Annotated in this window: 8 protein-coding genes and 2 pseudogenes; 3 read left to right on the top strand and 7 right to left on the bottom strand. The window is 73.9% G+C overall.

Annotated features, from left to right (window positions below; all coding sequences use genetic code 11):
- Positions 1–408: 408 nt before the first annotated feature.
- Positions 409–1,311 (top strand): class I SAM-dependent methyltransferase, encoded by a 903-nt coding sequence (locus tag GCU69_RS05210; RefSeq protein ID WP_156205247.1) that lies wholly within the window; start codon positions 409–411, stop codon positions 1,309–1,311.
- A gap of 211 nt (positions 1,312–1,522) precedes the next feature.
- A complete protein-coding gene (locus GCU69_RS05205) occupies positions 1,523–4,681 on the top strand; it encodes an ATP-binding protein (RefSeq protein ID WP_098749927.1) in 3,159 nt (1,052 codons plus the stop codon).
- On the opposite strand, the gene GCU69_RS05200 is transcribed toward GCU69_RS05205, so the two are convergent.
- From GCU69_RS05200 to GCU69_RS05170, 7 genes and pseudogenes are all read right to left on the bottom strand, one after another.
- Positions 4,662–5,480, bottom strand: coding sequence for an ABC transporter permease (locus GCU69_RS05200; protein WP_098749926.1), 819 nt, complete (start codon positions 5,478–5,480; stop codon positions 4,662–4,664). The genes GCU69_RS05205 and GCU69_RS05200 overlap by 20 nt on opposite strands.
- The gene (locus GCU69_RS05195) at positions 5,477–6,484 is read right to left on the bottom strand and encodes an ATP-binding cassette domain-containing protein (protein WP_098749925.1); all 1,008 of its coding nucleotides are present in this window, start codon (positions 6,482–6,484) and stop codon (positions 5,477–5,479) included. The genes GCU69_RS05200 and GCU69_RS05195 overlap by 4 nt, the downstream gene beginning before the upstream one ends.
- Positions 6,485–6,873: 389 nt before the next feature.
- Entirely contained in the window at positions 6,874–8,037 is a 1,164-nt protein-coding gene (locus tag GCU69_RS05190) for an acyl-CoA dehydrogenase family protein (protein WP_098752007.1), read from the bottom strand.
- 9 nt (positions 8,038–8,046) lie between these two features.
- A pseudogene (locus tag GCU69_RS05185) lies at positions 8,047–8,739 on the bottom strand (hydroxymethylglutaryl-CoA lyase); the annotation flags it as partial.
- Positions 8,740–9,102: 363 nt separating this feature from the next.
- Positions 9,103–9,360 (bottom strand): annotated as a pseudogene (locus tag GCU69_RS05180) (hydroxymethylglutaryl-CoA lyase); the annotation flags it as partial.
- The gene (locus GCU69_RS05175; RefSeq protein ID WP_156205248.1) at positions 9,357–11,729 is read right to left on the bottom strand and encodes an acetyl/propionyl/methylcrotonyl-CoA carboxylase subunit alpha; all 2,373 of its coding nucleotides are present in this window, start codon (positions 11,727–11,729) and stop codon (positions 9,357–9,359) included. The gene GCU69_RS05175 and the pseudogene GCU69_RS05180, both read right to left, overlap by 4 nt.
- 91 nt (positions 11,730–11,820) lie before the next feature.
- On the bottom strand, positions 11,821–13,452 hold the full coding sequence (locus tag GCU69_RS05170) for a carboxyl transferase domain-containing protein (RefSeq protein ID WP_098752003.1): 1,632 nt from the start codon (positions 13,450–13,452) through the stop codon (positions 11,821–11,823).
- A 146-nt stretch (positions 13,453–13,598) separates the two neighbouring features.
- Between GCU69_RS05170 and GCU69_RS05165 the strand changes: the two genes are divergently transcribed.
- The coding region (locus GCU69_RS05165) for an SACE_7040 family transcriptional regulator (protein WP_156205246.1) at positions 13,599–14,167 on the top strand (569 nt) is incomplete at its 3' end.

The following is a 14,167-nucleotide window of genomic DNA, read 5'->3' as shown; positions in this document are numbered from 1 at the left end:
GGGCGTCCGGCGGGCGGTGGGAGGGGCGAAGGGGCCGTGTCCGGCAGGGGCCGGGCGTCCGGCAGGAGTGAACCTCCGGCAGGCGGCGGGAGTTCCCCGGAGCGGGGGCGGTGTGGCCAGTGGACGGAAGTTCCGGAGCGGGGGGGCGTTGCGGCAAGTGACCGGAGGTCCGGAGCGGGGCGTTGCGGCAAGTGACGGGAGTTCCGGGCACGGTGGGCGTCCGGGCGCCGGTGGCCTTGGCTACTGAGACTCAATGCGTGATGTCGCAGGGCCCTACCGGTTGAACTGCGAAGACGCGTATCCGCCGCACGGCATCATGCGAAGATCACCAGTGACCGAGAGGTACATTGCCAGGAGCGACGGGCAAATCGGTGGCGCTGGCGCCACGAGCGTCGCTAGCGTCGCGCCGTGAAGCACCAGAATCCGCTCGCCTACTTGGTGGGCCTTGAAGGCACTGCCCTGCTGCGATCGTTCACCGGGGAGCACGATCGCGAGTTCGTCGATGCGCGTATCGGCGAGATCCGGAGGCTGCTTGACGACGAGACGCTGGCGGATGCCGCTGTGGACGTTGCCCCGGTGGGCACCGTTGATGGATACCAGATCTGGTCGAGGACCTATGACGGCCCCAACTCGGCGTTCGACTTCGACGAGCCGGTGGTCGGGGAAATCCTCGATGGAATGCCGACTGGTGTCGCCTTGGACGCCGCCTGCGGCACCGGTCGGATGACGGCCCTGCTGGCCGAGCGCGGTCACCGGACAGTCGGCGTCGACAGCTCGGCGGACATGCTGGCGCGGGCACGTGAGCGGGTACCAGCAGGCGAGTTCCTCCTTGGCGACCTGCGCCGGCTGCCCGTGGCCGATGATGCCATGGACCTGGTGGTCTGTTCTCTTGCCCTGACGCACGTCCCCGACCTGGGGCCGGTGATGGCGGAGTTCGCCAGGGTTTTGCGTCCGGGCGGGCACCTCGTGACCTCGGACATCCACCCGGAATGCGTGGCGCGGGGTTCGATTCCCTCGGTGCGCTTGGCGGACGGGAGGCCGGGGCAGTTGGAGACCTATCGTCATCCGGTCGGGGACTATCTACGTGCCGCGCTTACGGTGGGGCTACAAGTCCGGCGCTGTGAGGAACCCGAGGAGCGAGCCGGGGGAGGGACCGGGGCACAGGATCCGCCACGGAAGCTCACGATCGACTTGGGGCCGTGGGAGGACTGGCCATGGTGCCTGATGGACCTGGTACCCGAGGCTGCTGTGGCGGCCAACGCCGGGGTTCCGGTGGAGATCATCTGGCACTTTCAACTGGCCGAGACCTGAACGCCCGTACATGATTTCGTCTGCCACCGGAACATCGCTTTCCGGCGCAGGATCATCGTCACCCACAGGCAGGGGATCAGGGCGGGTGCTACGGTCCGCTCATCTACTGGTGGGTGATCTTCGCATGATGCCGTGCGGCGGATACGCGTCTTCGCAGTTCAACCGGTAGGGTCCCGCGACATCACGCATCGAACCTCAGTAATCTGCACGGGTGACCACCGACCTGACCCTGCTGCCACGTGTCGCCTGTCGCGGACAGGAGGTCACCGCGCCCCGGCTCCGCGGCCTTCTCGCGCTGCTCGCCGGTGATCTGCGCGCGGGGTGCAGCACCGAGCGGCTGGTGGCGGGCCTGTGGCCGGACGAACTGCCGGAGCGGCCCGGGAAGGCCGTGCAGGTCCTGGTGTCCAGGGCACGGGCGCAGTTGGGCGCCGACGTCATCGCCGGCACGCCGACCGGGTACCGGCTCGCCCTCGCCGAGGACCGCGTCGACAGCTCCGCGCTGCTGCTGCACGCCGCCACGAGCGCGGAGCGGGCCCGGGCCGGGGACCACGCGGGTTCGCTGGCCGCGGCCGAGGCGGGGCTGGCGCTGTGGCGGGGCACCCCCGACGGGACCGGCGACACGGCCGACCCCGTAGCCGCGTTGCGGGCCGAACGCGCCCCCGTCCGCGACGGGCTCGTGCGCGCGCGGGCGCTCGCGCTGGCCCGTCTCGGGCGGCACGCGGAGGCCGCCGGGCCGCTGGCCGCCGTCACCGCGGAGCATCCGCGCGACGAGGAGGTCCTCGCCGAACTGCTGCGCGCCGAGGCTGCGACGGCCGGCCCGTCCGCCGCGCTGACGCGGTACGAGGCGTACCGCCGCGAGCTGCGCGACCGGCTCGGCACGGACCCCGGCCCCGGGCTCAGGGCCGTACAGGAGGAGTTGCTGCGCGGCGAGGCGCCCGTGGCCCGGCACGGCGTACCGCACGAGCCGAACCCGCTGCTCGGGCGGGACGAGGACATCGCCGGGGTGGAGCGGCTGCTGCGCGAGTCCCGCGCCGTCACCGTCGTCGGCCCCGGCGGTCTCGGCAAGACCCGGCTCGCGCACGCCGTCAGCCGCCGGGCCGAGCAGCGCGTGGTGTACTTCGTCCCGCTCGCCGGTGTCACCGCGGACGAGGACGTGGCCCCCGAGGTCGCCTCCGCGCTCGGCGCGGGCGAGGCGCGGCACGGCGCGGGACCCCCCGGCCGGAGTCCGGGAGGGAGCGGCCACGCCGCGGCCGACCCGGTGTCCGGCATCCTCGGCGTGCTCGGCTCCGGGCCCGCGCTGCTGGTCCTCGACAACTGCGAGCAGGTCGTCCGGGGCGCCGCCGGCCTCGCGGCGGCCCTGGTCTCGTCCTCGAAGGAACTGCGGATCCTCGCCACCAGCCGGGCCCCGCTGGGCCTGACCTCCGAGGCGGTGTACGCGCTGCCGGAGCTGGCTCCCGACACCTCCGTCGAACTGTTCACGCAGCGGGCCCGTGCCGCCAGGAGCGGTGTGGAGCTGCCGCCGGACGCGGTGGCGGAGCTGTGCCGCCAGCTCGACGGGCTGCCGCTCGCCGTGGAACTGGCCGCGGCGCGGGTGCGGGTGCTGTCCGTGCCGGAGATCGCCCGCCGCCTCGGCGACCGGTTCGCGCTGCTGCGCGGCGGTGCGCGGGACGCGCCGGAGCGCCACCGCACGCTGCACGCGGTCGTGGACTGGAGCTGGAACCTCCTCGACGAGCACGCCAGGGCGGCGCTGCGCACGCTGTCCGTCTTCCCCGGCGGCTTCTCCGGCGAGGCGGCGGAACAGGTCCTCGGCGGGGACGCGCTGCCCCTGCTGGAGCAGTTGGCCGGCCAGTCGCTGCTGACCGTCGCCGACACCCCGGCCGGCGTCCGTTTCCGGATGCTGGAGACCGTACGGGAGTTCAGCGCGGCCCGGCGTGCGGAGGCGGGCGAGGACGAGGAGGCCGTCGGCCGGTTCCTCCTCTGGGCCCGGGACTTCGGGGTCGCGTACCACGACTGGCTCTTCGGCTCGGAGCCGCTGCTCGCCTCGGAAAGGATCAGGGCCGAGCAGGACAACCTCGTGCTGGCCCTGCGGCACGCCCTGGCCCGTACGGACGGCCCCACCATCGCCGCCCTCACCGCCGTCCTCGCCGCTCTGTGGTCGATCGGTTCCAACTACCCCCGCCTCACCGCTCTCGCCGCGGACACCGGCCCGCCGCTGTCGCACTACCGCCCCGAGCCCGAATACGTCGAGGTCGCCCGCGCCGCCGCGGTGTTGTGCACGGCGAGCCTGTTCATGGGCTACGGCCCGGGCGGCGTGCGCCAGCTCGTCACCCTCCGGCGGCTGCCACCGGCCCCGCCCGACACGCTGCTGCGGGCCATCGGGACGGTGCTGAGCGCGGTCCCCGAGATGCTGCCCCCGGACTACGGCGTGCTGCGGGAGCTGTGCGGCAGCGAGCATCCGCTGCTCGCCGGCATCGCGGAGTCCGTCGCGACCTACGTCTGGGAGTACGAACACGACATCGACCGCGCGCTGGACTCGGCACGGCGGATCATTCCCGCACTGGCCCCGGTCGACAACCCCTTCCTGCAGGTCATGGGCCGCGCCCGGCTGAGCGAGCTGTGCTTGCGGACGGAGCGGGGCGACGAGGCGTACGAGCACCTCCGGGCGGCGCTCGACGCGCTCCCGCGGATCGGCGACGAGCACGACCTCATCGGCGTCCGCTGGGGCCTCGTCCTCGCCTGTCTGCAGCGCGGCGAACCCGACGAGGCCCAGTTCTGGCTGCGGCAGGCCGAGTGCGCCAACCCCGCCCAGCAGGACGCCTACAGCATGGACCTCCTCGGGCGCGCCGAGATCGCGCTCGCCCGCGGGCTGACGGAGGTCGGACTGGGCCTGTGGCGCAGCGCCGTGCAGCCGCTGCCCGTCGCCGGCCCGGCAGCGGGCGGCGACCCCTTCCTCGACCGGTGGATGCTGCAGATCCGGTCGGCGGCGGTGACGGCGCACGCGCACGCGGGCCGCACCGGGCTCGTCGCGGAGTCCGTCGACCGGCTGTGGCAGGGGCTGCGGACGCTGCTCCTCGGCCCGTCCCGGGCACCCATGGAGCTTCCGGTGTTCGGGACGGCGCTGCACGCGCTCGGCATGGCCGGGATCGCGTCCGGCGACGCCTCCGCCGCGCGGATGATCGCGCTGGCGGAACGGCTGGGGGTGCAGCGCGAGTTCCAGCCGACGATGTCGGCCGACCGTGCCCGGGAGGCGGCTCGGGCCGCCGGGGACGCCGCGCGGGCGGCGTACGCCGACGCGGTGTCGGAGTACGCCGCCCTGGGACGGGACGAGCTGCGGGAGGCAGCCCGCGCGCTCATTTCGGGTCGCGGTTGAACAGCGCCGTCGACCAGCGGTAGCCGAGCGCGGTCAGGCCGGCGCACCAGACGACCGCGATCCACCAGTTGTTGCCGATCTCGGTGCCCAGCAGCAGGCCGCGCAGGGTCTCGATGGCCGGCGTGAACGGCTGGTACTCGGCGACGGGCCGGAACCAGCCCGGGATCGCGTCGAGGGGGACGAACGCGCTGGAGATGAGCGGGAGGACGATCAGCGGCGTCGCCATGTTGGCGGCCGCCTCGGGGTTCGGGCTGGCCATGCCCATCCCGACCGCGATCCAGGTGAACGCCAGGGTGAACAGCGCCAGCAGCCCGAACGCCGCCAGCCACTCCAGCGCTGTGGCGTCGGTGGAGCGGAAGCCGATGGCCACGGCGATGGCGCCGACGAGGACCAGGCTGGCGAGCACCTGCAGCACGCTGCCGAAGACGTGCCCCACGAGCACGGAACCGCGGTAGATCGCCATCGTGCGGAAGCGGGCGATGAGTCCCTCGGTCATGTCCATGGAGACGGACACCGCGGCTCCGATCACGGTGCTGCCGATGGTCATCAGCAGGAGTCCCGGGACGAGATAGGCGATGTAGTCCGAGCGGTCGGCGTCGCCGCCGCCGATGCCCGCGCTCATCACGTCGCCGAAGATGTAGACGAAGAGCAGCAGCAGCATGATCGGCGTGAGCAGCAGGTTCAGGGTGAGGGAGGGGTAGCGCCGCGCGTGCAGCAGGTTGCGGCGCAGCATCGTGTTCGAGTGGCGTACGGCGAGGGAGAACCGGGCCGGGCGGGCAGGGGTCAGCGGGGTACTCATCGGACGGCCTTCCTGAGCTGGTCGGGGACGTCGGCTGTGCCGGTCAGGGCGAAGAACACGTCGTCGAGGTCGGGGGTGTGCACGGTCAGTTCGTCGGCCTCGATGCCGGCCGAGTCCAGCCAGTCGAGGATGGAGCGCAGCTCGCGCTGGCTGCCGTCGCTGGGGATCTGGAGCGACAGCGCCTCGTCGATGGGCGTGCCCCCTGCCCGGGCGAGGCCGGGAGCGAGGGGGGTGACCTCGCGCAGCGCGACGGCGGCGGACCGGTAAGCGGCCGGGTCGGCGAACCGCAGCCGCACATGCCCGCCCGGCACGAGCCGCTTCAGCTCCTCCGCGCTCCCCTCGGCGGCGATCCTGCCGTCGCTCAGCACCGCGATGCGGTCGGCGAGTTCGTCGGCCTCCTCCAGGTACTGGGTGGTGAGGAAGACGGTGACGCCGCCGGAGACCAGCTCGCGGATGATCCCCCACATGTTGTGGCGGCTGCGCGGGTCGAGGCCGGTGGTCGGTTCGTCGAGGAAGATGATCCGCGGGCCGCCGACCAGCGTCATGGCGATGTCGAGACGCCGCTTCATGCCGCCGGAGTAGGTCGAGACGGGTTTCTGCGCGGCGTCCACCAGGTCGAAGCGCTCGAGGAGTTCGGCGGCGGTGCGGCGGCCCTCGCTGCGCGGGAGCAGGTGCAGGTCCGCCATGAGGAGCATGTTCTCCTCGCCGGTGATCAGGCCGTCGACGGCGGAGAACTGCCCGGTGACGCCGATCGCGGCGCGCACGGCCTGCGGATCGGTGGCCAGGTCGTGGCCGCCGACGTGCAGCTCGCCGGCGTCGGCGGTGATGAGAGTGGAGAGGATCTTGACGGCGGTGGTCTTGCCGGCGCCGTTCGGGCCGAGCAGGGAGAACACGGTGCCGGCCGGCACCGCCAGATCGATGCCGTCGAGGACTGTCTTGTCCCCGTAGGCCTTGCGCAGCCCCTTGGCCGCGATGGCGAGAGAGTGCGGAGTCGTTGTCGTCATGCCGAGGAGATTGCGGCATGGCGCATTCAGCGCGGTTTCACCGTGGTTTCAGTGCCCTGGAACCGGTGGGGGAGCCCGGCAGGCGGCACGGGGCGCGGTGGTCTCGGCGCGCCAGGGGGTGGACGTGGCCGGGCCCGGGTGCGGCCGGGCGTGGGCACGGCCGGGCCTTGGCGCGCCGGGGGGTGGGCGTCGGCGGGCTCGGGGTGCCGGGAGGGCGGGCACGGCTGGGTTTTGGCGTGCAAGGGGAGGTGGGCGTCGGCGGACCGGGGACGGCAGGAGGGCGGGCACGGCTGGGCCTTGGGTGGCCGCCGGGGCGCGGTGCGGCCGACGGGGACCGGTCCGGTCCGGGAGCCCGCGCGGGATCCCGGACCGGGCCGGCGGGGGCTCCGTCAGCCGGCTGCCAGGCCCAGTTCGCGGGCGATCAGCATGCGCTGCACCTCGCTGGTGCCCTCGCCGATCTCCAGGATCTTGGAGTCCCGCCACATCCGGGCGACCGGATACTCGTTCATGAAGCCGTAGCCGCCGTGGATCTGGGTGGCCTCGCGGGCGTTGGTCACCGCGATCTCCGAGGAGTACAGCTTGGCGAGTGCCGCCTCCTTCTTGAACGGCTCACCGTGCAGCAGCCGGGACGCGGCGTCCCGCCAGGCGATCCGCGCCGTGTGGGCCCGCATCTCCATGTCGGCCAGCTTGAACTGGATCGCCTGGTTGTCACCGATGGGCCTGCCGAAGGCCGTGCGGCTCTTGGCGTACGCCACGGACTCGTCCACACAGCCCTGCGCGAGCCCGGTGGCGAGCGCCGAGATCGCGATCCGGCCCTCGTCGAGGATCCGCAGGAACTGGGCGTAGCCGCGGCCCTCCTCCCCGAGGAGGTTCGCCTTCGGCACCCGGACGTCGGCGAAGGACAGCTCGCGGGTGTCCGAGGCGTTCCAGCCGACCTTGGAGTAGGCGGGGGCGACGGTGAAGCCCGGGGTGCCGGAGGGCACGATGACCGTGGAGATCTCGGGGCGCCCGTCCGGCTTGCGGCCGGTGACGGCGGTGACCGTGACCAGGCCGGTGATGTCCGTGCCGGAGTTGGTGATGAAGCACTTGGTGCCGTTGACCACCCACTCGTCCGTGTCCTCGTCCAGCCGGGCGGTGGTGCGGGTGCCGCCCGCGTCCGAGCCGCACTCCGGCTCGGTCAGCCCGAAGGCGCCCAGGATCTCCCCGGAGCACATCCGCGGCAGCCACTCCCGCTTCTGCTCCTCGGTGCCGAAGCGGTACACCGGCATCGCGCCGAGCGACACCCCGGCCTCCAGGGTGATGGCCACGGAGGAGTCGACCCGGGCCAGCTCCTCCAGGGCGATGCCGAGGGCGAGATAGTCGCCGCCCATGCCGCCGTAACTCTCCGGGAAGGGCAGCCCGAAGAGACCCATCCGGCCCATCTCGCGGACGATCTCGTACGGGAACTCGTGGTTCTCGTAGAACTCCCCGATCTTCGGGGCGACGACCTCGTGCGCGAACTCCTCGACCGTGCGGCGGAGTTCCTCGTGTTCGGGGGTGAGGCGGTGGTCGATCGGCATGGCTCAGCGCTCCTGGTCGGAGGGGGCGCCCGCGAGGGCGCGGACGGTGCGGGACGGGCTGGGTCGGCCCAGGTGTGCGGCCATCCACACGCTGGTGGCGGTCAGACGGCCGAGATCGACCCCGGTCTCGATGCCGAGGCCGTGCAGCATCCACACGAGGTCCTCGGTCGCGAGGTTCCCGGTGGCGCTCTTGGCGTACGGGCAGCCGCCGAGGCCGCCGGCGGACGCGTCGACGGTGGTGACGCCGTACTGGAGGGCGGCGAGGGTGTTGGCGAGGGCCTGGCCGTAGGTGTCGTGGAAGTGCACCGCGATCCGGCTCACCGGCACCCCGGCCGCACCGAGCGCGGCGAGCAGCGCCGTGACCTGGCCGGGGGTGGCCACGCCGATGGTGTCGCCGAGGCTCAGCTCGTCGCAGCCCATGTCGAGCAGGGCCCGGGCCGCCCGGACGACCTGCCCGGCCGGGACGGCGCCTTCCCAGGGGTCGCCGAAGCACATCGACAGATAGCCGCGCACCCGGGCGCCGGCTTCGGCCGCCCTGGCGACCACCGGTTCGAACATGGCGAGGGATTCGGCGACCGTGCGGTTGAGGTTGGCCCTGGCGAAGGATTCGGTGGCGCTGCCGAACACGGCGATGTCGCGCACCCCGAGCGCCAGCGCCCGCTCCAGCCCGCGCTCGTTCGGCACCAGCACCGGCAGCCGGGGGGCCGGCCGGGGGCCGCGGGCACCGGCCCCGGGATCCCGCCCGGCCCCGGAAGCCGCGTCGGCGCAACCGGCGCTGCGGGAATCAGTGGTACGGGAATCAGCGCCGGGCACAGCGCCGCCGGGCACAGCGCCGCCGGGCACAGCGCCGCCGGAGGCGCCGGGGCCCGGAGCCGCGCCGCCGGAAGCCGTGCGACCTGCGGCCGCGGTTCCGCCTGTGCCGGTTTCCGCTGCTCCACCGCCCGCTGCTCCGCCGCCCGCTGCTCCGCCGCCCGCGGCCCTGGCGCCGCCGGCGGCCGTGCCGGCGGACCCGGTGTCCGGTTCCGTCCGGGGGCTGCCCGGCGCCCGCTCCGCGCCGCCGAGGTCCGTGAGCATCGGCATCAGCTGCTCGGCGTCGGCCAGCTGCGGAACCCACTTGGGGTGGACGAAGCTGGTCGCCTCGATCGTGCCCAGGCCGGCCGCGGCGAGCCGGCGGACGAACTCGGCCTTGATCTCGACCGGCACGACCGCCTGTTCGTTCTGCAGGCCGTCACGGGGGCCCACCTCGTGGATGCGGACCCGGGGCGGCAGCCCCTCGGCCGGCACCCGCACGGGCAGCCCTCCGGGAAGTCCGGTCATCGCTCGTCCTCCTTCTTCCCCGCAGCGGACTCCCGCTCCGGGGCCCGCTCCTCCTCCGGGACGGATTCCTGCTCCGGGGCCGGTTCCTTCTCCGGGACGGGCCCGGAGTCCGGGGTGACCACGGCCAGCACCTGGTCCATGGCGACCGTGCTCCCGGGGGACACGTCCAGCTCGGTGACGGTGCCCGCGTACGGGGCGGCGACGACGTGCTCCATCTTCATCGCCTCGACCACCAGCAGGCTCTGCCCGGCGCTCACGCTCTCGCCCACGGCGGCCTTCACCACCGTCACCGTCCCGGGCATCGGGGCGGTCAGCGCCCCGGCGCCCCCGGCCCCGGCGGCGCCCCGCAGCGCGGCGGCCACCGGGTCGTGCACGGCCGCGTGCCAGGCGTCGCCGTCGCGTCCCAGCCAGTGTCCGCCAAAGCCGTCCGGTGCGCAGTGGAAGGCGTGGGTGACCCCGGCGTACTCGACCAGCACCCGGCCCTGCGGGCCGCCCGGGCCGAGGAGCCGGGCCGGGACCGAGGGCGGTACGGCGCCGCCCGGCCCGGCGGCCCCGGCGGCGTCCGGGGCCCGGCCGCCGGGCTGCGCGCCGTCCGCCCGGCGGCGGACCGAGACCTCCGCAGCGTCCAGCGGACCGCGCAGCAGGACCTCCACCGGGCCGTGGCCCGGGACGAGGACGTGGTACGGCGTCCGGGCGGCCTCGCCGCCCAGCCGCCAGCCGCTGGGCACCGAGAACGGGTCGGTCCAGCCGGCCGCGGCACCGGCCGGGCCCGCGTGCGCGCCGGAGCCCGCCGGGCCCGTCCCTGCCGCTGCCTCCGCACCGTTCGCCCGTCCCGCGCCCGCTCCGGCGCCCGGAAGCCCGGCTCCAGGAAGCCCGGTGCCCGGAATCCCGGTGCCCGGGGCACCGCCCGCACCGGACGGTGCCGCCGCCGCGTGCCGCAGCAGGGCCGCCGCCGCGTACACCTCGTCCGGGACATCCGCCGGGATCAGCCCGCCCGCCTCCCGGTCGACCAGGCCCGTGTCCAGATCGCCGGAGACGACCGCCGGAAGGCTGAGCAGCCGGCGGAGGAAACCGGCGTTGGTGTCGACACCGAGGACGGTGGTGTCCGCGAGGGCCGCCCGCAGCCGGCGCAGGGCGGTGGCCCGGTCCGGGCCACGGGCGACGATCTTGGCGAGCATCGGGTCGTACGCGGTCCCGACCTCGGTGCCCTCCGTGAGCCCGGAATCGGTGCGCACCCCCTCGCCGGCCGGCTCGCGCAGCAGCTCGACCCGGCCCGCCGAGGGCAGGAAGTCCACCCCGTCGGCGGCGGCCGTCCGCGCCGTCTCCGCGCAGAGCCGGGCCTCCACCGCGTGCCCGGTGAAGGCCGTGTCCGCCTGCCCGAAGGCCAGCCGCTCCCCGGCGGCGGTGCGCAACTGCCACTCGACCAGGTCCGGGTGGACACCGGCCACCGACACGGCCAGCTCCGTCACCGGGTGTTCGACCTGGAGCCGGGTGTTCATCTCCATGAAGTAGTACGCGCCGGGGTCACCGCCCGGGACGATGAACTCGACGGTGCCCGCGCCCCGGTAGCCGCAGGACCGGGCGGCCTGGACCGCGGCCTCGCCCATCGCGGCACGGGTGGCCTCGTCCAGCAGCGGACTCGGGGCCTCCTCGACGATCTTCTGGTGGCGCCGCTGGAGCGAGCACTCGCGCTCGCCCAGATGCACCACGTTGCCGTGGCCGTCGGCCAGCACCTGGATCTCGATGTGCCGGGGCCGGTCGATCCAGCGCTCCACCAGCAGGGTGTCGTCGCCGAACGAGCCACGGGCCTCCCGCCGGGCCGCGGCGATCTCGTCGGCGAGCAAGCGCTCGGCCCGCACCAGCCGCATGCCCTTGCCGCCGCCGCCCGCCGAGGGCTTGAGCAGCACCGGCATCCCGATCTCCCGCGCGGCCTCCGCCAGTTGTGCGTCGGTCAGGCCGCTGCCGGAGGAGCCGGGGACGACGGGCACCCCGGCCGCCCGTACGGTCTCCTTGGCGCGGATCTTGTCACCCATCAGCTCGATCGCCGCGGCGGGCGGGCCGATGAAGACCAGCCCGGCCTCCTCGCAGGCGCGGGCGAAGGCGGCGTTCTCGGCGAGGAAGCCGTACCCGGGGTGGACGGCACGGGCGCCGGTGCGGGCGGCGGCGTCGAGCAGCTTCGCGACGGACAGATAGCTCTCGGCGGCGGCCGTCGGGCCGATCCGGACCGCGGTGTCGGCCTCGCGCACATGCCGGGCGTCGGCGTCGGCGTCGCTGAACACCGCGACGGAGCGCACACCGAGACGGCGCAGGGTGCGGATCACGCGGACGGCGATCTCGCCCCGGTTGGCGACCAGCACGCTCTCGAACATCGTCATCTTCTCCGGGGTCACGGGGGCGGCAGCGGCGGCGGCAATGTCGGTGTCGGCAGCGGGGGAGGCGCTCTCGGGGGCGTACACGCCGTCACATCCGGAAGACGCCGTACCCGGGGGCGGCCGGGTCGCGGTCGGGGAGCGGGGCGTTGGCGCAGGCGGTGAGGGCGAGGCCCAGCACCTGCCGGGTCTCCAGCGGGTCGATCACGCCGTCGTCCCAGAGCCGGGCGGTGGCGTAATAGGCGCTGCCCTGGGTGTCGTACTGCTCGCGGATGGGGGCGCGGAACAGCTCCTCGTCCTCCGCGCTCCACTCCTCGCCGCGGGCCTCCATCTGGTCCCGCTTGACGGTGGCGAGCACCGACGCCGCCTGCTCGCCGCCCATCACGGAGATCTTGGCGCCCGGCCACATCCACAGGAAGCGCGGCCCATAGGCCCGGCCGCACATGGAGTAGTTGCCCGCGCCGTACGAGCCGCCGATGACGACGGTCAGCTTGGGCACCCGGGTGCAGGCGACGGCGGTGACCATCTTCGCGCCGTGCTTCGCGATGCCGCCCGCCTCGTAGTCCCGGCCGACCATGAAGCCCGAGATGTTCTGCAGGAAGAGCAGCGGGATGCCGCGCTGGTCGCACAGCTCGATGAAGTGCGCGCCCTTCTGAGCGGATTCGGAGAACAGGATGCCGTTGTTCGCGACGACGCCCACCGGGTGGCCGTGGATCCGCGCGAAACCGGTGACCAGGGTCTGGCCGTACTCCGCCTTGAACTCGGCGAAACGGGAGCCGTCGGTGATCCGCGCGATCACCTCACGGACGTCGTACGGCGTACGGGAGTCGACGGGGACCGCGCCGTACAGCCCGGCCGGGTCGACGGCGGGCTCCTCGGCCGGCTCCACGCTCCAGGGCAGCGGGCCGCGGCCGGGCAGTGTGGAGACGATGGTGCGGGTGATGCGCAGGGCGTGCGCGTCGTCCTCGGCGAGATGGTCGGTGACACCGGAGACCCTGGAGTGCACCTCGCCGCCGCCCAGCTCCTCGGCGGTGACGACCTCGCCGGTGGCGGCCTTCACCAGCGGCGGGCCGCCGAGGAAGATCGTGCCCTGCTCCCGGACGATGACGGCCTCGTCGCTCATCGCGGGCACATACGCGCCGCCCGCGGTGCAGGACCCGAGGACCGCCGCGATCTGCGGGATGCCGGCACCGGACATCCGGGCCTGGTTGTAGAAGATCCGGCCGAAGTGCTCCCGGTCCGGGAAGACCTCGTCCTGCATGGGCAGGAAGGCACCGCCGGAATCGACCAGATAGAGGCAGGGGAGGCGGTTCTCCAGGGCGACCTCCTGGGCCCGCAGGTGCTTCTTCACCGTCATGGGGTAATACGTCCCGCCCTTGACGGTGGCGTCGTTCGCCACGATCACCACCTCGCGGCCGGAGACCCGGCCGATGCCGGCGATCACGCCCGCCGCCGGGGCCCGGCCGCCGTACATGCCCTCGGCGGCCAGCGGTGCCAGCTCCAGGAAGGGCGACCCCGGGTCGAGCAGGGTGTCGACCCGGTCCCGGGGCAGCAGCTTGCCGCGCGCGGTGTGCCGCGCCCGGGCCCGCTCGCCGCCGCCCAGCCGGGCCGCGGCCAGCCGCTCCCGCAGCTCGGCCGCCAGCTCGCGGTGCGCCGCCTCGTTGGCCCGCCAGGCTTCGGACGCCGGATCCGCGGCGCTGCCCAGCACGGGTGCCTGCTGCATCTCCTTCGAGCCCCCTTGCTCGTCGAACGTACGACGCTCGTGCCACCGGCCCGCGGCGGGGGTGGTCGACTCATGTGGTTAATGAGCGTTAACGCTCACGGCTCCAGGTTAACGAGCGCTAACGGCCCTGTCTAGAATGAATTCCCATGAGCACCCACACCGCCGGGGCGGCCCCCACCCGTCGCGAGCAGATCCTCAAGGAGGCGGCGCGTCTCTTCGCCGACCGCGGCTTCCACGGCGTCGGCGTGGACGAGATAGGCGCGGCCGTCGGCATCAGCGGGCCCGGCCTCTACCGCCACTTCCCCGGCAAGGACGCGATGCTCGCCGAGCTGCTCGTCGGCATCAGCAGCCGCCTGCTGACCGGCGGCAGGCGCCGGGTCGCCGAGACCGCCGGACCGGCCGGGGACGTCCTCGACTCGCTGATCGAGGGCCACATCGACTTCGCGCTGCACGACCGCGCGCTGATCACCCTGCACGACCGGGAACTGGACCGGCTGCGGGAGAGCGACCGCAAGCTCGTACGCCAGTTCCAGCGGCAGTACGTGGAGCTGTGGGTCGAGATCGTCCGCCGGGTGCACGCCCGGCTGACGGAGGCCGAGGCCCGGGCCTGTGTGCACGCCGTCTTCGGGCTGCTCAACTCCACCCCGCACCTCGACCGGCCCGGCGCCCTGCCCGGGCGCGGCGCCATGGCCGCCCTGCTGCACCGGCTGGCGCG

It is taken from the genome of Streptomyces lycii, assembly GCF_009735685.1.
Taxonomy (GTDB): Bacteria; Actinomycetota; Actinomycetes; order Streptomycetales; family Streptomycetaceae; genus Streptomyces; species Streptomyces lycii.
Note: the sequence above shows the minus strand (reverse complement) of the source record. Positions and strands in the feature narration are given on the sequence as shown.